Source organism: Streptomyces sp. NPDC057950 (assembly GCF_042887295.1).
GTDB classification, from domain to species: Bacteria; Actinomycetota; Actinomycetes; order Streptomycetales; family Streptomycetaceae; genus Streptomyces; species Streptomyces kaempferi.
This window is the reverse complement of sequence record NZ_JBHVPP010000001.1, coordinates 703,809-725,785: the sequence shown is the minus strand read 5'-3', so window position 1 is coordinate 725,785 and position 21,977 is coordinate 703,809. Positions and strand designations below refer to the sequence as shown.

General features: G+C 72.6%; 24 protein-coding genes and 1 riboswitch. Of the genes, 12 read left to right on the top strand and 12 right to left on the bottom strand.

The features are described 5' to 3' along the window. Positions 1-34 precede the first annotated feature (34 nt). Positions 35-178, bottom strand: a riboswitch (cobalamin riboswitch). A gap of 144 nt (positions 179-322) precedes the next feature. Further along, positions 323-922 carry a histidine phosphatase family protein gene (locus ACFVTC_RS03260; RefSeq protein ID WP_390123373.1) on the top strand — a complete coding sequence of 200 codons (600 nt, stop codon included), beginning with the start codon at positions 323-325 and terminating at the stop codon, positions 920-922. Here the strand turns inward: ACFVTC_RS03260 and ACFVTC_RS03255 are convergent. Together ACFVTC_RS03255 and ACFVTC_RS03250 are read right to left on the bottom strand one after the other, a co-directional pair. Continuing rightward, entirely contained in the window at positions 911-1,261 is a 351-nt protein-coding gene (locus ACFVTC_RS03255) for a four-helix bundle copper-binding protein (RefSeq protein WP_390123766.1), read from the bottom strand. The two genes, ACFVTC_RS03260 and ACFVTC_RS03255, sit on opposite strands and share 12 nt — an antisense overlap. A 154-nt stretch (positions 1,262-1,415) precedes the next feature. After that, entirely contained in the window at positions 1,416-1,817 is a 402-nt protein-coding gene (locus ACFVTC_RS03250; RefSeq protein WP_390123371.1) for a nuclear transport factor 2 family protein, read from the bottom strand. A gap of 85 nt (positions 1,818-1,902) precedes the next feature. Here ACFVTC_RS03250 and ACFVTC_RS03245 point away from each other — a divergent pair, with 85 nt between their 5' ends. Then, positions 1,903-2,469, top strand: a complete 567-nt coding sequence (locus tag ACFVTC_RS03245; RefSeq protein WP_390123369.1) for a PadR family transcriptional regulator — start codon at positions 1,903-1,905, stop codon at positions 2,467-2,469. A gap of 136 nt (positions 2,470-2,605) precedes the next feature. On the opposite strand, the gene ACFVTC_RS03240 is transcribed toward ACFVTC_RS03245, so the two are convergent. Further along, the gene (locus ACFVTC_RS03240; RefSeq protein ID WP_390123367.1) at positions 2,606-3,202 is read right to left on the bottom strand and encodes a GNAT family N-acetyltransferase; all 597 of its coding nucleotides are present in this window, start codon (positions 3,200-3,202) and stop codon (positions 2,606-2,608) included. Positions 3,203-3,457: 255 nt separating this feature from the next. Between ACFVTC_RS03240 and ACFVTC_RS03235 the strand changes: the two genes are divergently transcribed. Then, on the top strand, positions 3,458-4,030 hold the full coding sequence (locus ACFVTC_RS03235; protein WP_390123365.1) for a TetR/AcrR family transcriptional regulator: 573 nt from the start codon (positions 3,458-3,460) through the stop codon (positions 4,028-4,030). Here the strand turns inward: ACFVTC_RS03235 and ACFVTC_RS03230 are convergent. After that, complete coding sequence (locus ACFVTC_RS03230; protein WP_390123363.1) at positions 4,022-5,170, bottom strand: CaiB/BaiF CoA transferase family protein; 1,149 nt, start codon at positions 5,168-5,170, stop codon at positions 4,022-4,024. The two genes, ACFVTC_RS03235 and ACFVTC_RS03230, sit on opposite strands and share 9 nt — an antisense overlap. A gap of 76 nt (positions 5,171-5,246) precedes the next feature. Between ACFVTC_RS03230 and ACFVTC_RS03225 the strand changes: the two genes are divergently transcribed. Continuing rightward, entirely contained in the window at positions 5,247-6,437 is a 1,191-nt protein-coding gene (locus tag ACFVTC_RS03225) for an acyl-CoA dehydrogenase family protein (RefSeq protein WP_390123361.1), read from the top strand. Positions 6,438-6,453: 16 nt separating this feature from the next. On the opposite strand, the gene ACFVTC_RS03220 is transcribed toward ACFVTC_RS03225, so the two are convergent. Continuing rightward, on the bottom strand, positions 6,454-7,242 hold the full coding sequence (locus ACFVTC_RS03220) for a polysaccharide deacetylase family protein (RefSeq protein ID WP_390123359.1): 789 nt from the start codon (positions 7,240-7,242) through the stop codon (positions 6,454-6,456). Between the two features lie 417 nt (positions 7,243-7,659). On the opposite strand from ACFVTC_RS03220, the gene dhaK reads away from it, so the two are divergent. From dhaK to ACFVTC_RS03205, 3 genes are all read left to right on the top strand, one after another. Beyond that, positions 7,660-8,652 carry a dihydroxyacetone kinase subunit DhaK gene (gene dhaK / locus ACFVTC_RS03215; protein ID WP_390123357.1) on the top strand — a complete coding sequence of 331 codons (993 nt, stop codon included), beginning with the start codon at positions 7,660-7,662 and terminating at the stop codon, positions 8,650-8,652. Positions 8,653-8,818: 166 nt separating this feature from the next. Continuing rightward, positions 8,819-9,418, top strand: a complete 600-nt coding sequence (gene dhaL, locus ACFVTC_RS03210) for a dihydroxyacetone kinase subunit DhaL (RefSeq protein WP_390123355.1) — start codon at positions 8,819-8,821, stop codon at positions 9,416-9,418. Continuing rightward, positions 9,411-9,836, top strand: a complete 426-nt coding sequence (locus ACFVTC_RS03205; RefSeq protein ID WP_329285297.1) for a PTS fructose transporter subunit IIA — start codon at positions 9,411-9,413, stop codon at positions 9,834-9,836. Before dhaL ends, ACFVTC_RS03205 begins: the two co-directional genes overlap by 8 nt. Positions 9,837-10,055: 219 nt before the next feature. Here ACFVTC_RS03205 and ACFVTC_RS03200 read toward each other — a convergent pair whose 3' ends face one another. Next, positions 10,056-10,745 (bottom strand): glycoside hydrolase family 75 protein, encoded by a 690-nt coding sequence (locus ACFVTC_RS03200; RefSeq protein WP_390123764.1) that lies wholly within the window; start codon positions 10,743-10,745, stop codon positions 10,056-10,058. A gap of 401 nt (positions 10,746-11,146) precedes the next feature. Here ACFVTC_RS03200 and ACFVTC_RS03195 point away from each other — a divergent pair, with 401 nt between their 5' ends. Next, the gene (locus tag ACFVTC_RS03195; RefSeq protein ID WP_390123353.1) at positions 11,147-12,115 is read left to right on the top strand and encodes a fibronectin type III domain-containing protein; all 969 of its coding nucleotides are present in this window, start codon (positions 11,147-11,149) and stop codon (positions 12,113-12,115) included. A 240-nt stretch (positions 12,116-12,355) separates the two neighbouring features. Further along, entirely contained in the window at positions 12,356-12,991 is a 636-nt protein-coding gene (locus ACFVTC_RS03190) for a hypothetical protein (RefSeq protein WP_390123352.1), read from the top strand. A gap of 51 nt (positions 12,992-13,042) precedes the next feature. On the opposite strand, the gene ACFVTC_RS03185 is transcribed toward ACFVTC_RS03190, so the two are convergent. The 4 genes from ACFVTC_RS03185 to ACFVTC_RS03170 all read right to left on the bottom strand — a co-directional run bounded on the left by ACFVTC_RS03185 (position 13,043) and on the right by ACFVTC_RS03170 (position 18,022). Further along, the gene (locus ACFVTC_RS03185; protein WP_390123350.1) at positions 13,043-13,657 is read right to left on the bottom strand and encodes a PadR family transcriptional regulator; all 615 of its coding nucleotides are present in this window, start codon (positions 13,655-13,657) and stop codon (positions 13,043-13,045) included. A gap of 65 nt (positions 13,658-13,722) precedes the next feature. Next, entirely contained in the window at positions 13,723-15,738 is a 2,016-nt protein-coding gene (locus ACFVTC_RS03180) for an FAD-dependent oxidoreductase (protein ID WP_390123348.1), read from the bottom strand. A gap of 229 nt (positions 15,739-15,967) precedes the next feature. Next, positions 15,968-16,741, bottom strand: a complete 774-nt coding sequence (locus ACFVTC_RS03175) for a putative protein N(5)-glutamine methyltransferase (RefSeq protein ID WP_390123346.1) — start codon at positions 16,739-16,741, stop codon at positions 15,968-15,970. A 177-nt stretch (positions 16,742-16,918) separates the two neighbouring features. Continuing rightward, positions 16,919-18,022, bottom strand: a complete 1,104-nt coding sequence (locus ACFVTC_RS03170; protein ID WP_390123344.1) for a hypothetical protein — start codon at positions 18,020-18,022, stop codon at positions 16,919-16,921. 53 nt (positions 18,023-18,075) lie between these two features. On the opposite strand from ACFVTC_RS03170, the gene ACFVTC_RS03165 reads away from it, so the two are divergent. Then, positions 18,076-18,555: a MarR family winged helix-turn-helix transcriptional regulator gene (locus ACFVTC_RS03165; RefSeq protein ID WP_390123343.1), complete on the top strand. Its 480-nt coding sequence runs from the start codon at positions 18,076-18,078 to the stop codon at positions 18,553-18,555. Positions 18,556-18,646: 91 nt separating this feature from the next. Here ACFVTC_RS03165 and ACFVTC_RS03160 read toward each other — a convergent pair whose 3' ends face one another. After that, complete coding sequence (locus ACFVTC_RS03160) at positions 18,647-19,378, bottom strand: GNAT family N-acetyltransferase (RefSeq protein WP_390123341.1); 732 nt, start codon at positions 19,376-19,378, stop codon at positions 18,647-18,649. After that, positions 19,375-20,295, bottom strand: a complete 921-nt coding sequence (locus ACFVTC_RS03155) for an NADP-dependent oxidoreductase (RefSeq protein WP_390123339.1) — start codon at positions 20,293-20,295, stop codon at positions 19,375-19,377. The genes ACFVTC_RS03160 and ACFVTC_RS03155 overlap by 4 nt, the downstream gene beginning before the upstream one ends. A 258-nt stretch (positions 20,296-20,553) precedes the next feature. Between ACFVTC_RS03155 and ACFVTC_RS03150 the strand changes: the two genes are divergently transcribed. Next, entirely contained in the window at positions 20,554-21,159 is a 606-nt protein-coding gene (locus ACFVTC_RS03150) for a sulfite oxidase-like oxidoreductase (RefSeq protein WP_390123337.1), read from the top strand. 88 nt (positions 21,160-21,247) lie between these two features. After that, a complete protein-coding gene (locus tag ACFVTC_RS03145; RefSeq protein WP_390123762.1) occupies positions 21,248-21,967 on the top strand; it encodes a ferredoxin reductase in 720 nt (239 codons plus the stop codon). Positions 21,968-21,977 lie beyond the last annotated feature (10 nt).

Sequence of the window (21,977 nt, the reverse complement as noted above, 5' to 3'; positions counted from 1 at the left end):
GGCAGTACCTCCTGGGGAACTCGCGTCCCGTCTCGGTGGTGCACAGGACGACGGCCGCGGGTCTGACTCGCTCGACCTCCGCCGCCCCTGGGAGGGGTGACGTGCGCTGGGCTTACAGTGGCGCGACCGTGCCGGACTCCCACCGGACTTCCGCCGAACCGTCGTCAATATCATCCAGACCGTACCGCGAAGCCGGGGCCCGGCCAAGGGCGCGTGACAGCAACGCCGTTGCGCCCCGGAACCGGGGAGACGTCGGCGGATTCCCTGTTCCGGCAGGGTGTTTCGGGCACGGGCGAACACGACAGCGCACGAGAGTGAACGTATGACGAGCCGAGTGATCTTGATCTCAGCCGCGATCGGCGCGGCCCTGCGGGAGGCCCGCTTCGACGAAGGGGGCCGGGTGGACGCCGCGGGGCTGCGGCTCGCGCGGGCCGCCGCGGGCGCGGTCCCGGGCGCGGAGCGGCTGTGGGTCTCCCCCACCGTGCGATGCCGCGAGACCGCCGACGCGCTGGGCCTCGACGGGGTCCTGGACGTCCCGGAGCTGGCCGGCCTGGACGTCGGCCGATGGCGTGGCGCGACCTTGGAGGAGGTCGGCTCCAAGGAACCGGAGGCGGTGGCCCAGTGGTTGGCCGATCCCGGCGCGGCACCGCACGGCGGTGAGTCGGTGCGGGCGTTCTGCGACCGGGTGGCGGGCTGCCTCGACACGGCCGCGCGCTTGACGGGCCGGACCGTCGCCGTGGTGGAGCCGGAGGTGGTACGCGCGCTGGTGGTACGGGTGTTGGGCGCACCGGAGTCGGCGTTCTGGCGGGTCGACGTACCGCCTCTGACCGCCACCGAGTTCAGCGGCCGCTCCGGGCGCTGGAACGTACGGGCCGGACGGCCGCTCGCCCCGTCGGCGGAAGCGGGCGGCTCAGGCGGGTAGCAGCGTCGCGAGGAAGTCCGTGCACGCCTGGGCACACGCGCGGCAGGCCCGCGCACTCACTTGTGCGCCGGGACACCGGTCGAAGACGTCCGCGCACTCACGGCAGACGGACCGGCACCACTCGACCTGGACACGGATGCCCGCCTCGCCCCGGTGGTGCTGCCCGTTCAGGACGAGGCAGGTCGCGTCGCACACCTCGGCGCACATGAGGCCCATACGGCGCGCGAGTTGCCGCACCTCGGGTCCGTCGGGATCGATACGGCTCGCCCGCAGCGCGCAGGCGAGGGCGCACTCGGCGCATGCCTGCGCGCAGTCGAAGCGGTCCTCCAGGAAGCGGATCGGTGCCTGCTCGGACGCCGGTGCGGACGTCTGCTTCGTCTTCGGTTTCGGCTTCGTCGTCGGCTTCGTCTTCGTCGTCGTGGTCACCCGGCGCGGGTAGCCCTCGGGGGCCACGCCAAACACCACGTGGACGACCGGCCCCCGGGGGCGCGGCTCACCGTTCCCCGGCCTCCGCCGCCTCCCGCGAGATCCGCTCGAACTGCGCGCCCATGGCCTCGGAGAGCGCATGGGCCGCCGAGAGCGGGCGGACCATGACCATCAGGTCGTCGATCCTGCCGTCCTCGTCGAAGTGCAGGAAGTCGCAGCCGTTGATCTCCTTGTCGCCCACCTTCGCCGTGAAGACCAGCGCGTGGTCACGGCCGTCGGCACCCGCGATCTCTTGTACGTAGCGGAAGTCGGTGAAGACGCGGGTGACGCCGCGCAGGATGGCCGCGGTGATCGCCTTGCCCGGGTAGGGCTTGAAGGCGACGGGGCTGGTGAACACGACGTCGTCGGCCAGCAGCTCCTCGACCGCGGCGAGGTCGCCGGCCTCCACGGCCTTGCGGAAGGGGTGCATCGGTGGTCCCCGCTCTCATAGTCAACTAATTGAATAGGTGCGTAAGAGATTAGTCGTGGGGGTGTGTGCCGTCTAGCCTTGGCCCATGGCATTGCGCAACGCGGTTCTCGCCGCGCTCCTGGAGGGTGAGGCGTCGGGATACGACCTGGCCAAGGAGTTCGACGCCTCGGTGGCCAACTTCTGGATGGCGACCCCGCAGCAGCTCTACCGGGAGCTCGAGCGGATGACGTCCGAGGGACTCATCGAGGCCCGACTGGTGCGGCAGGACCGGCGTCCGAACAAGCGGGTCTTCTCCCTCACCGCGGCGGGCCGCGGCGCCCTGCGCGCGTTCACGGCGGCCCCTCCGAAACCCACCGCCATCCGCGACGAACTGCTGGTCAAGGTCCAGTCCGTCGACGCGGGCGACGACGCGGCCGTACGGGCGGCGATCGCCGAACGGCTGGAGTGGGCGCGCGCCAAGCTGGCCCGCTACGAGCGGCTGCGCGCGCGCCTGCTGGACGGACTCACCGAGGACGAGTTCCTGGCCCGCGCGGGGCGGGTGGGCCCCTATCTCACCCTGATGCGCGGACGCTCCTTCGAGGAGGAGAACATCCGGTGGGCGGAACGGGCCCTGGACATCCTGGAGCGGCGGGCCGCGGTGCGCCCCTCCTGACCCGGGCACGAGCTCGTTCGCCGGACCGGGGATCGCCTGGGATCCGCCCGGCAGGTCCGGGAGCGTGCGAAGCGAGGGCGGAGCAGCCTGGATCACGCCGTACGGGAGCGAACCACCGGGGAATCCCCGGCCCGGGTCACCGGCCGGTGACCGGCACGTCCCATGACCGGGGTCGGGTGAGCTCCTGCCACTCCTCCCGGAGCAGGGCCAGCACCGCGACGTCGTACCGGCGGCCCCGGTGCAGGCAGGCGGAGCGGCGCACCCCCTCCTGAACGAACCCCGCCCCGGCCAGGACACCGAGGGCCCCGGTGTTGGTGGTGTGGGTGACCGCCTGGACGCGGTGCATGGGCAGTTCACCGAAGGCGAGGTCGACCAGCGCGTCGACGGCGTTCGTGCCGTGGCCCCGGCCGCGGTGGGCGGGGTCCAGAACCAGCATGATCTCGGCCGTGCCGTCGACCATGTCCTGGTCCGTCAGGGCGATGTGGCCGATCGGCGTGCCGTCCGGGAGCAGGACGAGGAAGTCGTCGCGGTCGTGCTCGTCGCGGTCTCGCTCGACGCGCTCGCGCACGGCGGACAGGGAACGCGGCCATATGCCGATCTCGTGGGCGGCCACGGGGTCGGAACGCCAGCCGTGGATCAGCTCCGCGTCGTCGACGTCGAGCGGCGCGAGGGCGACGCCCCTGCCCCGCCAGCAGACCTCCCGAGGCGTTTCCGCCTCCCTGTCCTCGATCATGGACGGAGGCTACCGACCGGCGGGACCGGTGGACCAGTCATTTCCGTCCTCGGCCGGCCTGCCGCTCCGTCCTCGGCCGGCCTGCCGCGGGCGGGACCCGAATGATCCGGGTCAAGGGGTGCCCTGCGGGTCAGGCCGGCCGTGGGGAGCGGCGCGAGCCGACGGGTCGCCGAGGTTCGGCCCCGCGCGCAGCACGGCGGCTCGGGCTTCCCTACGGGATCCGGCCCGGCGAAGGCGAGCGGTTACGCTGAGGTCATGCCGTCCACACGTCGAACAGCGCGCCAGACAGACCTTCTCGAACGGCTCGTCGCGTTGCTGGCGGCGGAGGGGTTCGCATCGTTCACGCTCGACGAGCTGACCGAGCGGTTGCGCTGCTCGAAGACGACGCTGTACCAACTCGCTGGAAGCAAGCAGGAGTTGGTCCGCGAGGCGGTGAAGCACTACTTCCGGGAGGCGGCGTCCGCCATCGAGAAGCAGGTGGCGGACACCTCGGCGCCGGCCGACCGCGTGGTGGTCTATCTGAACGGCGTGGCGGAGCGGTTGCGGCCGCTGTCCCGGCGATTCCTCGACGACATGGCCCAGTTCGAACCGGCCCGTGAGGTGTACGAGGCCAACACCCGCCTCGCCGCCGCCCGGATCAGGCAGCTGATCGCGGACGGTGTCGCCGCGGGTGCTTTCCGTGACGTCCATGCCGCGTTCGTGGGCGAGGTCGTGGCGGCCACCATGCAGGAGATCCAGCGCGGCGAGGTGGCCGCGCGCACCGGGCTGAGCGACGCGGAGGCGTACGCGGAGCTGGCCTCGCTCATCGTGCACGCCGTCTCACCCTGACCGCACCGCCGGGGGCGAGGACTCGACGCCCCAGTCGCGGAGCACGGACTCGGTGTCCGCGCCCGCCGCGCGGGGTGCCGAGGGCGGGCCGCTGGGGGTGCGCGAGAAACGTGGCGCGGGCGCGGCCTGCAGGATGCCGTCCACCTCGACCAGGGTGCGCCGGGCCACCATGTGCGGGTGCGCGCCCGCCTCGGCGAAGGTGAGCACGGGCGTGACGCACGCGTCGGTCCCGGCGAAGTGCTCCGCCCACTCGTCACGGGTGCGGGAGGCGAACCTGCCCGCGAACCGGGACCGCAGCACCGGCCACCCGTCACGGTCGCCCTGCGCGGGCAGGTCGGCGGGGGCGAGACCGAGCCCGTCGAGCAGGGCCGCGAAGAACTGCGGTTCGAGTGCGGCTACGGCCACGTACTTGCCGTCGCCGCACGCATAGGTGTCGTAGAAGGGCGCGGCTCCATCGAGAAGGTTGGAACTCCGTTCGTCCGACCACTGCCCCATGCCGCGCAGCGCGTACGCCATCTGGCCCAGCAGCGCGGTGCCGTCGACCATGGCGGCGTCGACGACCTGCCCGGCGCCCGATCGGGCGCGTTCCCAGAGCGCGGCCAGGACCCCCACGACCAGCAGCATGGATCCGCCGCCGAAGTCCCCCACGAGGTTCAGCGGCGGGGCCGGCGGCCCGTCGTCCCGGCCCATCGCGTGCAGGACGCCGGTGAGACCGATGTAGTTCAGGTCGTGCCCGGGATCCCCGGCGAGCGGCCCGTCCTGCCCCCATCCGGTGATCCGGGCGTAGACGAGCCGCGGGTTCGCGCCGCGGCAGTCGTCCGGACCGACCCCGAGCCGCTCGGCGACCCCGGGCCGCAGACCCTCGATGAGTACGTCGGCCCGCGCCGCCAGGCCTCGCACCAACGCCCGTCCCGCGGGATTCTTGAGGTCGGCGAAGACCGACCGGCGGCCACGCTGCACGGCGTCGGCCGCGCCGGCGGGTCCCAGGCTGAGCGCCCGGCCGGACGGCCGCTCGACCCGCACCACGTCGGCGCCCAGGTCGGCCAGCACCATGGCCGCGTGCGGAGCCGGCCCGAGTCCCGCGAGTTCCAGGACGCGCAGGCCCGCGAGCGGGCCGGCGGATCCATCTCTGGACTGCATGGCTATACGGTACCAAAAACGATACTGTTGTATCGATCGCCGTATCGTTATTTCTCCGAGCGACCGAGGAATCACCATGCCAGCCACCCGAACGCTGCCCGCCCAGGAAGCCGTCGACCTGATCGGCCTCACCCGCGAGCTCGCCGAGAAGGAGCTCGCCCCTCGTGTCGCCGAGGCCGAAGCCGAGGAGAAGTTCCCCCGCGAGGTGTTCCGCACCCTCGGCCGGGCCGGTCTGCTGAGCCTGCCGTACGCCGAGCAGCACGGCGGCGGCGGCCAGCCGTACGAGGTCTATCTCCAGGTCGTCGAGGAGATCGCCGCCGTGTGGGCCAGCGTCGCGGTCGGCGTCTCGGTGCACGCGCTGTCCTGCTTCGCCCTCGCCGCGTTCGGCAGCGAGGAGCAGAAGGACAAGTGGCTGCCCGGCATGCTCGGCGGGGAACTGCTCGGCGCCTACTGCCTGTCCGAGGCCCATGCCGGATCCGACCCCGCGGCGATGCGCACGCGGGCCGTCAGGGACGGCGACCACTACGTGCTCGACGGCGCCAAGGCGTGGACCACGCACGGCGGGCACGCGGACTTCTACACGGTCATGGCGCGGACGTCCGACACGGGCTCGCGGGCCATTTCCTGCTTCCTCGTCCCGGCCGACACCCCCGGCGTCATCGCCGATCCGCCCGAGCACAAGATGGGCCTGACCGGGTCGGCCACCGCCACCGTGCGCCTGGAGAACGTCCGCGTTCCCGTGGAGCACCGGATCGGCGAGGAGGGGCAGGGCCTCGCGATCGCCTTCGCCGGACTGGACTGCGGCCGCCTCGGCATCGCGGCGGTGGCCACGGGCCTGGCCCAGGGAGCGCTGGACCACGCGCTGCGCTACTCACGCGAGCGGGAGACCTTCGGCCGCCCGATCATCGAACACCAGGGGCTGGCCTTCGTCCTCGCGGACATGGCCGCGGCCGTGCAGGCATCCCGGGCCACCACGCTCGCCGCCGCGCGGCTCAAGGACCAGGGACTCCCCTTCAGCTGCGAGGCGTCCATCGCCAAGCTGATCGCCACCGACAACGCCATGAAGGTCACCACCGACGCCGTCCAGGTACTGGGGGGCGCCGGATACACCCGCGACTTCCCGGTCGAGCGCTACATGCGGGAGGCCAAGGTGATGCAGATCTTCGAGGGCACCAACCAGATCCAGCGTCTGATCATCGGCCGGGCGCTGCGGGAGAACGACCGGGGCACCCTCAGGGTCCACGACCAGAGGACGCCGCGGCCCTGACCACGCGCCTCGCGGGTCAGCGCACGGGGAAGCCGAAGGAGTACCCCTGCCGCTTCAGCCACGGCAGGATCTCGCGCAGGGCGAGGACGGTCTCGGAGCGGTCGCCACCCCCGTCGTGGAAGAGGACGGTCGGGCCGTTGGAGATCTCCTGCTTGACGGTGGCGACCAGCACGTCGGTGCCGGGCCGTTCGAAGTCCTTGGAGTCGACGTTCCAGCCCAGCGGCCGCATCCCGTGCGAGGCGGCCAGTTCGCGGCTGTACGGCGTGAAGGCGCCGCCCGGGGCCCGGTAGTACTGCGGCCGGACGCCCCCGGACGCCTTGGTGATCATGCGTTCGGCGTCCAGGATCTGCCGCGCCTGGTACGACTCGGACTTGGTGTCCATGGTGGTGTCGTGCGACACGGTGTGGTCGCACAGCCGGTGCCCTGCCGCCACGACCGCCCTGACCAGGTCCGGGTGCGCCTGGGCCTGCGTTCCCACCATGCAGAACGTGGCCTGCACGCCGTACTCCCGGAGCACCTTCAGCACCCGCGGTGTCCAGACCGGGTCCGGTCCGTCGTCGACGGTGATGTCGACACCCCGGGCGCCGTGGTCGGAGGCATGGGCGATGGCCACCGACACCGGCGCTCTCGCGGGCCCCTGGGCGTGCGGCCGGAAGGGCCGGGCCGCGGCTTCCGTTCGTCCGGGCCTGCTCTCGACGGGCCCGGCCTGCGCGCTCCACACGGAAGTCGCGGCGGCCACCGCCGTCACGCCGACCACCGTCGCCAGTGCCCGGCCGTACCATCCCCGCCCGCCACGCCACACCATGTCCGTCCCGCCCCTTGCCCTCTCCGTCGTTCCCGTGCACCCGTCGGGACGAGGGAGATCCGCTGCCGGATCCATCAGCCGCCGGTCACTAGCGAGTCCGCGGGGCCGGCGACACCACGGCGCCGTCCGCCGCGACGGCGACCGCTGCCCCGCCCCGCCGCACCGAGGCGGCGCGCCCTTCAGGGGCCCCCGTCCCCGGACGGCGAAAGCGGCCGCGGACCGTCCGAACCGGCCGGTACTCGACCCGAACCGACCCGAGCGTGTCGGTACACGTGACCATCGCCCTTCCAAGACCGATACTTCGCAGTGACGAGCCCTCAGCACCGACGACCGCCGGAACCGGACACCCTCCCTACCCAACGAACGGGCGAGAACGCAGGTCACGGGCTCCACTCTTACGCTCACCAGGAGGTACCCATGAAGATGCTGATCAACGTGGCGGAGACGGTGGTCGCGGACGCCCTGCGGGGTATGGCGGCCGCGCACCCGGACCTCACGGTGGATGTCGAGAACCGCGTGATCGTACGGCGTGACGCCCCGGTGGCCGGAAAGGTGGGCCTCGTCTCCGGCGGCGGCTCGGGCCACGAGCCCCTGCACGGCGGATTCGTCGGTCCCGGCATGCTGTCGGCGGCCTGTCCGGGCGAGGTCTTCACCTCTCCGGTGCCGGACCAGATGGTGCGGGCCGCCGCCGCCGTGAACAGCGGCGCGGGTGTGCTGTTCATCGTGAAGAACTACACCGGTGACGTACTGAACTTCGACATGGCGGCCGAACTCGCCGAGGACGAGGGGATCCAGATCGCCAAGGTGCTGGTCAACGACGACGTCGCCGTCACCGACAGTCTTTACACGGCCGGCCGGCGCGGCACGGGCGCGACGCTGTTCGTGGAGAAGATCGCGGGCGCCGCGGCCGAGGAGGGCGCCCCGCTGGAGCGGGTGGAGTCGCTGGCCCGTCAGGTCAACGAGAACTCCCGGAGTTTCGGTGTCGCGCTCGACGCCTGCACCACTCCCGCCAAGGGCAGCCCCACCTTCGACCTGCCGCCCGGTGAACTGGAGCTGGGCGTCGGTATCCACGGCGAACCCGGCCGGGAGCGGCGCGCGATGATGACCTCGCGCGAGATCGCCGACTTCTCGGTGCACGCGATCCTGGAGGACATGAACCCGCGCAATCCCGTCCTCGTCCTGGTCAACGGCATGGGCGCGACCCCGCTCCTGGAGCTGTACGGGTTCAACGCGGAGGTGCAGCGGGTGCTCGGCGAGCGCGGTGTCCCCGTCGCGCGCACGCTGGTCGGGAACTACGTCACCTCGCTGGACATGGCCGGTGCCTCGGTGACGCTGTGCCAGGTGGACGAGGAACTGCTGCGTCTGTGGGACGCGCCGGTGAAGACACCGGGGCTGCGCTGGGGCGTGTGAACCGGCCTGCCGCCCGGCAGCCCACGGCCACGGCCACGGCCATTGCCACAGCCACAGCCACAGCCACAGCCACAGCCACAGCCACAGCCAGGGTCACGACCACGACCGCGGGCAGGCCCACGACTCTTCTCATCGGCCCAACGTTGGTACCACGCAAGGAGATTCTGTGCTCGACGCCGATTTCTTCCGCCGCTGGATGACGGCGACCGCCGCGTCGGTGGACCGTGAGGCCCAGCGGCTCACGGAGCTGGACTCGCCGATCGGCGACGCCGACCACGGCAGCAATCTGCACCGCGGGTTCACCGCCGTGGTGAACGTGCTGGAGAAGGAGGCGCCGGATACCCCCGGCGCCGTTCTCACACTCGCCGGACGACAGCTGATCTCCACGGTCGGCGGCGCGTCGGGGCCCTTGTACGGCACCCTGCTGCGCCGTACCGGCAAGGCCCTCGGGGACGCCGCCGAGGTCTCCGAGGATCAGTTCACCGACGCGCTGCGGGCCGGTGTCGACGCGGTCATGGCGCTGGGCGGGGCCGCACCCGGCGACAAGACGATGATCGACGCGCTGGTGCCCGCCGTGGACGCGCTCTCCGACTCCTTCGCCGCCGCGGCCACGGCCGCGGAGGAGGGCGCCGCGGCCACGATCCCGTTGCGGGCCCGCAAGGGCAGGGCCAGTTATCTCGGCGAGAGGAGCATCGGGCACCAGGATCCCGGCGCCACCTCGTCGTCCTTGCTGATCCGCGCACTGGTGGAGGCGTCCGGTGAGTGACTCCGACAACACCGCGGACAAGCTCGTCGGCATCGTGCTCGTCTCGCACAGCGCCGCCGTCGCCGCCTCGGTCGCCGAACTGGCGACGGGGCTCGCGGGCGGCGGCGTCACCGCGCCCGTCGCCCCGGCCGGCGGCACGGCGGACGGCGGCCTCGGCACCAGCGCCGAACTGATCTCGGCGGCGGCCGCCTCCGTGGACCGTGGCGCCGGGGTGGCCGTCCTCATGGATCTGGGCAGCGCGGTGCTCACGGTGAAGGCCCTCCTCGCGGAGGGCGACGAACTGCCCGGCAACACCCGCCTGGTGGACGCGCCCTTCGTCGAAGGCGCGGTGGCCGCGGTCGTCACGGCCTCGGCGGGTGCGGACCTCGCGGCCGTCGAGGCGGCGGCCGCGGAGGCGTACACGTACCGGAAGGCCTGAACCGGGAAGACGTGAGGCGCGCGCGAAGGGACATACGGGCGGAGGGCCGAGGCCCGTCGTTCCACGACCGGAGCCGGGGCCGGGGGCCCCGGTTCCGGAGCCCCCGGGTTCACGCCCGGGGGCTCCCCGTCCGGCGCGCGCTCCGCGGGACCGGTCTGCCTCCGCCACGACACCGGCGTCGCCCCGGGCAGCCCACCGGGGCCGGGCACAGGACCCCGCTCATCCGTCCCGCAGGAACAGCCTGGCCAGCCGCTCGCCCTCCGCCAGGGCGGCCGCGTGGTCCTCGATGGGCTTCACACGGGAGTTCCTGAAGGCGATGTACGTGACCCCTGAGGCCGTCCCGCCGTGACGCGGGTCGGCGCCGATCCCGAGCGCCTTGGCGGTGGCGTACGAGGCCTCGCCGATGATGTGGCGCGGGCCGATGTCTCCGACGACCGCGTACTGGACCCGGTCCTGGTAGATCACGGCGACCACCGACCCGCCGCGGATCCCGTCGTCGCGGTGGTTCCACAGGCGGCTGGGGGCGGGCACGACGACGTACGGAAGGGTCTCGGCGCTCAAGTAGCGCCCGTCCGTCTGCCGGTAGGCGGTGGCCGCGGAGAAGAGCGGGTCGGTCCGACGATTGCACACGGCCCCGGGACGCCCGTCGCAGTCGATGTCCATGTCGGCCTTCCAGAAGACGACGCCCGGCGCCCCGCAGACGGGGATCTCGGCGCGGGTGCCCTCGTCGGTGCGATATCGCCCCTTCGACACGGGAACGCAGTCCCGCACCTTCGCCAGGAGATCGGCGGCCCGTACGGTTCCCTCCCCCGCCGCCGGCGCGGTGGGGTCAGGGTCGGCGGCGGCGCACAGCGCGGGTACGAGCACGACGGCGCCGGCCGCGGCCAGCGTGAGCGACCGGACACGCAGGGCACGTCGGGCACGTCGGGCACGTCGGGCACGCACGATGAAGGACCCTCTCCCGGGAGACGTTGACGGGCTTTCACCAAATCTGGGGCGCGTCCGACAGCGCGTCCACCTGGGAGGGCCGGAAGGAGCACGGCGGGCCCGGCGGGGGCGTACCGCGGCCGAGGGCCCGAGCCTCGGTCGGCTCGGGCCGCTCGACCGCCTTCGCCGGCGCGGGAACAGCGACGACAGCGGTCCGCGCCGCGGGTGCGAACTCCCCTGGCTGGTGGGCAAGTTCGCACCGCATCAGGGATCAGCATACGTAGCCGACGGCGGTCCGACGAACGCCCGTCCGTCCCCTTGATGTGGCCGCGTCAGCCGTGTCTTATAGGTACAGACCAATCCCGTCGAGGGAAGGCAGACCCGTGCGACGCGTTTTCCCGGCGTTGGTGTGCGGCTCGCTGTTCGTCCTGACCTCGTGCGCCGGGGGTGCGGACAGTCCCGGCGGACCACTGCCCCCGGCCCCGATGGGAGTCACCGCGGCGGCGGGCAGTTCGACCAGCGTGCACGTGATGTGGAACCGGGTCTCCGGAAAGCCGGAGGTCACCGCCTACGAGGTATATCGCGGCACCACCAAGGTCGATCGGGTGCCCGGCGCGGAACACATGGTGGACGTCACCAGACTCGCTCCGTCCACGACCTATGTCTTCACCGTCCGGGCCCTCGACTCCGCCGGGAACCCCGGACCGCCGAGCGCCGAGGTCCGCGCCACCACACCGGCCGCGGTCGCCGCCGACCGCGTCCCGCCGAGCCGCCCCGGACGGCCGCACGGCAAGGCGGTCGGGAGCCGGGCGGCGCAGTTGGAGTGGTCGCCGTCCACGGACGCCCGGGGCGTGGCCTCGTACGACATCTACCAGGGCGGCTCGCAGATCCACAGCGTCGGCGGCGCGCAGACCGCCACGGTGGTCACCGGGCTGCGCCCCGGCACCGACTACTCCTTCACCGTCAGGGCACGTGACGCGGCCGACAACCTCTCCCCCGCGAGCGCCGCCGTACGGCTGGCCACCGCAGCGGGCGCGGGCGACGGCCATGGCACCGCGCCGACCGGCTTCCGCGTCAGCGCCCACCGTACGGACGGCGCCTACTACCTGGACCTGTCCTGGATCCCGCCCCGCACGGACGGGGTGATCACGGAGTACCGGATCGATCTGGACGGCCACCAGGCGACCTCGCTCGTCTGGGGCGGCACGCCTCCCCGTGGCAGGTCGACGTACAGCTTCTACGTCGGCCGGGACGCCGGGGTCGCCCACCGGGTGCGGCTGCGGGCGAAACTGCCGGACGGGACCTGGGGCGGGTTCTCGGCGGAACGGTCCGTGACGACGGGCGGGGGCTGACGTGCGGGGCATGCCGGGTGGCAGGTGGCGGAGAGGGCTGGAGGGCAGGCGGCCGCTCGTTCGGGACGGCCGCTGACGAGGCGCCCGTCCGCCGGATGAAGGAATTCGTCACCTGCCCGGTCCCGTCCGCATGCGGGCCCGACCGGGGGCACGTTGGCTCGTCCTGGGGCAGCACGGGCCTTTCCCTTCCCCGGCGGCGCATCGGACGTCCCGCCAACCGTGCCGCCGGAGGACGGTCCAATGCGCACTACTCGGGATTTCCGCCGCTCGGGGCCGGCCCTGGCCGTCGCCGCGCTTTCGCTGACCCTGGCCACGGCGAACGGCGTCGCGGCCGCTTCGGGCATCTCCGTGACCGCCGTCGGTTCCAAGGTCACGGTCACCACCAGTGCCTGCCGGAGCGTGGACGGCGGTTTCGGCAGCGCCTCCCTGCTCTCCAGCGGGCAGTCGAACTTCTCCCAGGGGCGACAGATGTCGCTGTCCGGGACGAGCGCGGGTCAGTCGGCGGTGTGGACGAACGTCGACGCCGGCACGTACACCGTCATCGTGCTCTGCCAGGACGGGCGGACCGCGGGCACCCGGGACGTGGTCGTCCCCTCGCGGTCGGCGCCGTCGGCGTCCGCCGCACCCTCGGCCCCGTCGGCGTCCGCCGCACCCTCGGCGCCTTCGCCGTCCTCGGCGTCCCCCGCGTCCCCCGCGTCTTCGGTACCCACCGTCCCACCGACGGCCGTGCCGACCCGCGGGGTGCTGGCTGGTCTCGGCGGGGCGGCCACGGACCACGGCACGGCCACCACGGTGGCCGGCGGGGCCCTGGTGACCACGGGCGTCGTGGCGACGGCCTGGTTCCTGCGCCGCAGGTCCGAGCCCCACCGGCGCTGACATCCCGGTCCCCCGCGGCCGCCCGTCCGACGCGGAGCGCTCCTCGTCGTGTCAGCCCGACGCGGTGCGCTCCTCCTCGGGCGGGTCGGACGCGGGCCCCGGGCTCGTCCCCTCCCGCGTCGCGGACGGGTCACCCAGGTGCTCGAACTCCTCCAGCGCATGGCTCAACCACCGCGTCCAGAAGGTCTCCAGGTCGATACCGGCCCGCAGCACCAAGTGCCGCAGACGGTCCTGGGGAGCGTTCCTGCCGGGTGGGAAGTCCCGCTCCTCGATCTCCTCGTACTCCGCCAACTGCCGCTGGTGCAGCGCGAGATGGCGCCGCAGGTCACTCTCGATGCCCGCGGTGCCGACGACGGCCGAGGCCCGCAGCCGCAGCAGCATCGTGTCCCGCAGGGGCTTGGGGTCCTGGGTGACGGCGGTCCAGCGGGCCAGCTCGTCGCGGCCCGCGGGCAGCACCTCGTAGCTCTTCTTCTGTCCCCGGGCCGGCTGCGCGGACGGCAGGGCGCGGATGTGTCCCTCGGACTCCAGCTTTCCCAGCTCGCGATAGATCTGCTGATGCGTCGCCGACCAGAAGTAGCCGATCGACTTGTCGAACCGCCTGGTGAGTTCGAGTCCCGACGAGGGCCTTTCGAGCAGGGCGGTGAGGATCGCGTGCGGGAGTGACATGGGTTCATCCTAGGGAGGGCCGCCCACGGGGACGGCCCTCGCTGTCGTCGTCGGTGCCCGAAGGTCTACAGCGCCGCCGCCAGCTCCGTGCCCTGCTTGATGGCCCGCTTGGCGTCCAGCTCGGCGGCCACGTCGGCACCTCCGATCAGATGCACGCTGCGCCCCGCGGCGGACAGCTCCTCGTACAGGTCGCGGCGGGGCTCCTGCCCGGTGCAGAGCACGATGGTGTCGACCTCCAGCACTTGGGCCGCGCCGTCGACGGTGACGTGCAGCCCGGCGTCGTCGATACGGTCGTACCGAACGCCCGGGACCATGGTGACGCCCCGGTGCTTGAGCTCGGTGCGGTGGATCCAGCCCGTGGTCTTGCCGAGTCCGCCGCCCACCTTGGATGCCTTGCGCTGCAGGAGGTGGACGGTGCGCGGCGGTGCGGGCCGCTCGGGCGTACCGAGGCCGCCGGGGGCGCGGTAGTCCATGTCGACGCCCCAGTTGCGGAAGTACGTCGCCGGGTCCTCGCTCGCCTTGTCGCCGCCGTCGGTCAGGTACTCGGCGACGTCGAAGCCGATGCCGCCGGCACCGAGGATCGCGACCCGGTCGCCGACGGGGGCGTCGTCCCGCAGGACGTCGAGGTAGCCGACGACACTGGGGTGGTCGACGCCGGGTATCTCGGGCGTGCGCGGACGTACGCCGGTGGCGACCACCACCTCGTCGTAGCCGGACACGTCCCCGGAGTCGACGCGCGTGTTCAACCGCACGTCCACGCCGTGCTGTTCGAGCTGGGTGCGGAAGTACCGGATCGTCTCGTCGAACTCCTGCTTGCCGGGGACCTTGCGGGCCACGTTCAGCTGGCCGCCGATCTCGCCGGCGGCGTCGTAGAGCGTGACGTCGTGGCCGCGCTCGGCCGCGGAGACCGCGCAGGCCAGTCCGGCGGGGCCCGCGCCCACCACGGCCACCCGCTTGCGCAGCCGGGTCGGGGCGAGGACCAGTTCGGTCTCGTGGCAGGCCCGCGGGTTGACCAGGCACGAGGTGATCCGGCCGCTGAAGGTGTGGTCGAGACATGCCTGGTTGCAGCCGATGCAGGTGTTGATGGCCTCCGGCCGCCCGGCCGCCGCCTTGGCGACGAAGTCGGGGTCGGCGAGCATCGGCCGGGCGAGCGACACCATGTCGGCGTGGCCGTCCGCGAGCAACTGCTCGGCGATCTCGGGGGTGTTGATGCGGTTGGTGGTCACGAGCGGGACGGAGACGGAGCCCATCACCTTCTTGGTCACCCAGGCGTACGCGCCGCGCGGCACGGAGGTGGCGATGGTGGGGATACGGGCCTCGTGCCAGCCGATGCCGGTGTTGATGATCGTGGCTCCGGCGGCCTCCACGGCCCGTGCGAGTGTGATCACCTCGTCCAGCGAGGAGCCGCCCGGCACCAGGTCCAGCATCGACAGGCGGTAGATGATGATGAAGTTCTCGCCGACGGCCTCGCGCACCCGGCGGACGATCTCGACGGGGAAGCGCATCCGGTTCTCGTAGGAGCCGCCCCAGCGGTCCTCACGACGGTTGGCCTGGACGGCGATGAACTCGTTGATCAGGTAGCCCTCGGAACCCATGATCTCGACGCCGTCGTAGCCGGCCCGCTGCGCGAGCCGGGCGGCGCGCGCGTAGTCGTCGATCGTCTGCTCGACCTCGGCGTCGGTGAGCGCGTGCGGTGTGAAGGGACTGATCGGTGCCTGCAGGGCGCTGGGCGCGACCAGGTCCTGGTGGTAGGCGTACCGCCCGAAGTGCAGGATCTGCATCGCGATCTTCCCGCCCTCGCGGTGCACCGCGGCGGTGATCCCGGCGTGCTGGTCGGCCTCGGCCTCGCAGGTCAGCTTCGCGCCGCCCTCGTAGGGCCGGCCCGCCTCGTTGGGCGCGATGCCACCGGTGACAATGAGGCCGACACCGCCCCGGGCCCGGGTGGCGTAGAACTCCGCCATCCGCTCGAAGCCTCGCTCGGCCTCCTCGAGACCCACGTGCATGGAGCCCATGAGGACGCGGTTGGGCAGCGTGGTGAATCCCAGGTCGAGCGGGTTCAGCAGGTGCGGGTAACGGCTCATCGGGCCCTCCGTACGCGGTGTCGTAGGTCTGTTGTAGACGACGGGACGCGCATTGTGCAACTAGTTGCACAATGAGGAGGGTCACTCCGGCCGGTCGGCCGGGCCTGCGTCTCCTGCCCCGCGCCGCCACAGCGTGGCGGCGCGGGGCAGGACGACGATCCAGGACCGAAAGCGGCATGCCGGACGGCCGGGGGCGGCCGCTCAGGGCCGACCGCTCAGGGCCGACCGCTCAGGGCATGGTGCCGATCACCACGTTGGCGTACAGCTCGTCGGAGACGGCCAGTCCGGCGATCAGGCCGCTGCGCGCGAAGACCTCCACGGCCAGGGGCGCCTGGGGTTCGCTCGTCTCGACCAGGAGGCTGCCGCCGGGGGCGAGCCAGCGGGGCGCCCCGTCGGCCACCCGGCGCAGGATGTCGAGGCCGTCCGCGCCACCGTCGAGGGCGGTGAGCGGCTCGTGGTCGCGGGCCTCCGGCGGCAGCAGACCGACCTCGCCCGTCGGGACGTACGGCACGTTGGCGGCGAGGACGTCGACGCGACCGCGCAGGGTGTCGGGCAGAGCCGCGTACAGGTCGCCCTGGTGGACCCGGCCCCCGAAGGGCGCGACGTTGCGGCGGGCGCAGCGGACCGCGGCCGGGTCGATGTCGGCGGCGTGCAGTTCGGGTCCACCGAGGGACGCGGCCAGCGCGGCGCCGACCGCGCCCGAGCCGCAGCACAGATCCACGACCAGGGAGACGTTCCGCGCCAGGGCGACAGCCTGGTCCACGAGGAACTCGGTACGGCGGCGCGGTACGAACACACCCGGTTCGACGGCGATGCGCAGACCGTGGAACCCGGCCCAGCCGAGGACGTGTTCGAGGGGAAGGCCCGAGACGCGCCGGTCCACCATGGCGGTGACCTCGTCCGGGGTGCGGGCGGTGGAGCGTATCAACTCCGCCTCGTCCTCGGCGAAGACACAACCAGCGGCACGGAGAGCGGCGACAACGGAATCGGATGGGGAAGGCATGGAAGCCGAGAGCCTTTCGGTGAGCCGAAGGGCGCTCTCGCGGTCGCCTACCGGCGCTGAGCCGCGTCGACCTGAGGTGAGAGCACCCGACCTGAACTGGCGGTAATGGGTCCCACCTCCTCGGCAACTCCTGGGCTGGGGCGTTCCACAGCCGGGACGGTCACTTTACAGGAACCGTCAGACGGCGACCGACTCCTCCAGCTCCTCCGCGCCCTCGCGCTCCTGCGCCGTACCCCGCTGTTCCCACTCCTCCGGCGACATGAGCGCCGGCTCCTCCTCCACGGCGCCCCGGGCGCGCCCGCGCTCGACGGCACCGGCGACGGCCGTGACCAGCAGACCGACCACCAGCCAGACGGCCAACGTCCCGATGTCGCCGGACAGTCCGTCCCGGTCGAAGTAGAGGAGGCTGCGGACGCCCTCGACGAAGCCGGCGCCGTTCCAGAAGGAGTGCAGCGCGCCGAAGAAGCCGTTCTGCAGCTCGGGCCGGAACAGACCCCCGGAGCTGGTGAAGTTGAGCATCACGAAGAGCACCATCATGGCGAGGGTGGTCCACCGCTTGAGGAACGTGTGGAGGCCGACGCCGATGAAGAGGATGCCCGCCGAGTAGAGCCAGGCCACGCCCCACAGGCTCGCGAGGTCGTGGTGCGCGAGATGGAACACGGGCCCGGCGAGCAACGCGCCGATGGCGCCCACCACCGCCGAGACCCCGACGGCGAGCAGGGCCCGTACGCGCAGCGGCAGCTCCGCTCCGGCGGCGCCGAGCGCGGCGACGGACGCGTAGGACCCGATGCTCAGCGCGATCAGGAGGAAGAACAGGCCCTGGCCCGTGGGGTCGTCGGCGACGGTCGGGGCGACGTCGGTGACCTTCAGCACCTGGCCCTGCCGGGCGGCGACCGGCGTGAAGACCTTCTCGACAGCCGTGGCGCCCATGTCGGACGCGGCGGTGGCGACCACGAGTTCGGACGACCCGGTCCCGGGCACATAGGCGCCCGTGATGTCACGGGACCTGAGCAGACCGACCGCCTCGGCGCGCGTCGCCACGGTCCGTACGTCGAGCCTGCTCCCCGCCGCGTCCTTGACGGTCTGGGCGAACACCTTCGTCTCGGCACCGGAGCCCACGACGGCCACCGGGAGATGGTGCGGCTCGGGCGTGACGAACGCACCCATATAGGCCAGCCCCATACCGAGACACATCAGCAGCGGGGTGACCAGGTGCGTGAGCACATGGCGCAGGGCCGGTGAGCGCAGTCCGGTGATCACGGGACCTCCTTTGATTGGCATATACAACCATCCATCAAGTTGTACTATACAACCAGAGGAGCGAGGGAGGTCCCATGAAGGCAGCCGAAGGGCCCGATGAGACCGTCGTCACCACCGGTGCGGCGGCCGTCGAGACCATCCAGCGCGAGATGACGGCCTTCGCCCGGCGCGCCAGGGCCTCGGCCGGGCGCATGCACCCGGAACTGTCGCTCGTGTCGTACACCCTGCTCGGCCACCTGGAGGAGAGCGGCGGCTGCCGTGCGACCGACCTGGCCGCGCACTACGCGCTGGACAAGTCCACGGTGAGCCGTCAGGTGGCGGTGCTGGAGCGGGCCGGGCTCGTCGAGCGACGGCTCGACCCGGACGACCACCGCGTACAGGTACTGCAGCTCACGGAGGCGGGCACCCGGATCCTCGCCCAGGTCACGGAGAGCCGGCGGATCGCCTTCCGCGAGCGGCTCGCGGACTGGCCGGCGGAGGACCTGGAACGGTTCGCCGCGTATCTGGTGCGGTACAACACCGCGTCCGGGGCGTCCGCCGTGAAGGCGGACTGACCAGGGCGGGAGGTGCCTCGCGGCACCTCCCGCCGCCGTCCCGGGCGCCGGGCGACCCCCGTGCGTCGCCCGACGCCCACGGCCCCGGTCGTCAGCGGGCTCCCACGGCCTGCCCGTCCGCCAGGTGTTCGGGTACCCGCGCGGCCAGGAAGCGGGTCGTGCGCCGCAGCTCGAAGCCCAGGGACTCGTAGAGACGGATCGCGCCGGTGTTCTCCGCGGCGGTGTGCAGGAACGGAGTCTCGCCCCGTTCGCGTATCCCGTGCGCGACGGCGAGGATCAGCCGGGAGGCCAGACCCTGGCCACGGAAGTCCGGGTCGGTGCAGACCGCGCTGATCTCGGTCCAGCCCGGCGGATGCAGCCGCTCCCCCGCCATGGCGATCAGCGCACCGCCCCGGCGGATCCCGAGATAGGTGCCGAGCTCGACGGTGCGCGCCAGGAAGGGACCGGGCCTGGTGCGCTCCACCAGGTCGAGCATCTCCGGTACGTCGGCCGAGCCGAGCCGTACCGCTTCGGCGTCCGGCGCCGCGGCGAGCCCGGCGTCGACGAGCTGGACGCCGTCGATGCTGAAGGTCAGCTCCCAGCCCTCCGGGGTCGCCCCGTTGAACCCGGCCAGCGGTGCCTCGCCGCCCGGACCCACGAGGGCCGCGAGGTCCGCCCAGTCGTCCGCGTCGGGGACGTCGGGCAGGGCCAGCCACGGGGATACCTCGACGGGGTAGCGCAGCACGCGGCCGCGGCGTTCGGCGAAGTGGGCGTGCGGGCCGGTCAGGGATCCGAGGGCGGGGTTGTCCAGCGGGTGCGCGGCCGCGTTACGGGCGTCGTTCATCGGGCGACCTCGATCACGATCTTGCCGCGGGCATGGCCGTCCTCGACCGTGCGCAGCGCCTCGGCGGCCCGGTCCAGCGGGAAGGTCCCGGTCACGAAGGGCCGGAGCCGGCCGTCGACCACGAGCCGCGCCACCTCGTCGAGGACGGCGGCCGTCCGGGCCCGCTCCACGCCCGCTCCGCCGAGCCGCGCGACCGTCTCCCGGTCGGCTCCGGTGATCAGTTTCGTCCGGTCGGCCAGCAGGGCCGCCGCCGACTCCAGCACCTCGCCCCCGACGAGGTCGAGAACACCGTCCACACCGTCCGGCGCCACCGCCCGCAGCCGCTCGGCCAGGCCGGGACCGGCCGGGACGTGCACGGCGCCGAGCGACTCGACGAAGTCCTTCTTGCCGTCGCTCGCGACCCCCACCACGCGCAGTCCGAGCACCTGCGCGATCTGCGCGGCCGCGACGCCCACACCGCCGCCCGCGCCGGTGATCAGCACGGTCGCGCCGGAGGGCAGGCCGAGCTGGTGGACCGCGTCGTACGCCGTCGCCGCCGCGACGGGCAGCGTCGCCGCGTCCGTGAACGACAGCGCGGCGGGCTTGTGGGCGGTCACCGTCGTGGGGAGCAGGGCGTAGTCGGCGTATCCGCCCGCCACCGGGTTGCCGAAGACCTCGTCCCCCACCGCGAACCCGGTCACGTCGGGGCCGGTCTCCTCGACCACTCCCGCGACCTCGTTGCCGAAGACGGCCGGAAGCTCGCGGGCCGCGGCGCCGGGGCGCCGGTAGCCCGTCCGCTGCTTCCAGTCGACGGGGTTCACACCCGCCGCGCGGACGGCGACGAGTACCTGGTCGGCTCCCGGGCTCGGCCGGTCCTGTTCCACCAGGGCCTCGGCCTCGGGGCCGCCGTACCGGGTGAAGACGTACGCCTTGGGCATCCTGCTTCCTCACTCTCCCTCGCTGTCACCGGTGGCGGGGGCGCACCGGGGTCGGCATGGGGGCAAGGACGATCACGCCGTGGCTATTCCCCGGCCTCGGCGGCGTTCATCCGTCCGCAATGATTCGGAGCCTCGCCCGGGGACGGAGCACGGCCGCGGGCCACGTACGGTGGAAGGCGCACGCCGGGGAGCGCGTGCGCACCGATCCCGCTCGATCTGCGGGCCGTCGCACCGGGCGGCCTGGAGGCAACAAGTCCCATGAACGTCACCCGAGGATTCGCCGGACGTCCGCGCGTCGACCACACCGGGCTGCCACCCGGCCAGTACGACGCGGGCGACGACTGGCCCGTGCTGTCCGCCGAGGTCACGCCAGCGCTCGCGGCCACCGACTGGACCTTCCGGATCGACGGTCTGGTGGCCGAGCCGCGCACCTGGGACTGGGAGCAGGCGCACGCGTTGCCCGCCTCGGCGTACGAGGGCGACATCCACTGCGTGACGAGCTGGTCGAAGTTCGGGGTGCGCTTCGGCGGCGTCTCCCTCGACGCGTTCCTGGAGCGGGTGCGCCCCCATGGAGGCGCCACCCATGTGGTCGCGTACTCGCACACCGGGTACACCACGAACCTCCCGCTCACCGACCTCACCGGCGGCCGTGCCTGGATCGCCTGGGAGTACGAGGGGAAGCCGTTGCCCGCCGAGCACGGTGGCCCGGCGCGGCTGATCGTGCCGCACCTGTACTTCTGGAAGAGCGCCAAGTGGATCGCGGGCCTGCGGCTCCTGGACCACGACGAGCCGGGCTTCTGGGAGCAGAACGGCTACCACGCACGCGGCAATCCCTGGGAGGAGCAGCGTTACTCCGGTGACTGACACGACCGCCTCCCCGAGCGCCCTCGTACCCGCGAAGCCCCTCGAGCCCCCGGCCACCGGCGCCTTCGTCCCTGTCACGAGTTTCGCCGTGCCGGGGCGGATCGCCGTGAGCGGACAGACCGCCGCCACCTGGCGTGACGCCACGATCACCGATGTCCGCCGTGAGACACCGCAGGCCACCACCTTCCGGTTCGCGGTACCGGGCTGGCCGGGGCACCTGCCCGGCCAGCACCTGATGCTGCGGCTGACCGCCGCGGACGGCTATGTGGCGCAGCGCCACTACTCCATCGCGTCGCCGCCCGACGACACCGGCCACATCGAACTCACCCTCGACCATGTCGAGGGCGGTGAGGTCTCCGGCTGGTTCCACACCGTGGCCGCGCCCGGGGACACGGTCGAGGTCCGGGGTCCGCTCAGCGGGTTCTTCGCCTGGCCCGGCGACCGGCCGGCGCTGCTCGTCGGCGCCGGCTCCGGTGTCGTACCGCTGATGTCGATGCTGCGCCACCACCGGTTGCGGGGGCTGGACGTGCCGTTGCGGCTGCTCGTCTCCACGCGCAGCCCCGAGGAGCTGATCTACGCGCGGGAGTACGGCGCGGAGACCACGGCCGTCTTCACCCGCGGCGCCCCGGAGGGTGTGGCCGTCGGACGTCTGGCGGCCACACATGTGGCACCACTCCTGGCAGCACAGCCTCCTGGTGGGTGGGAAGCCTATGTGTGCGGCTCCAACGGGTTCGCCGAACACGCGTCGCGACTGCTGGTGGAGGCGGGGCAGCCGGTGGACCGGATCCGCATCGAGCGCTTCGGCTGAACGGGGCGCG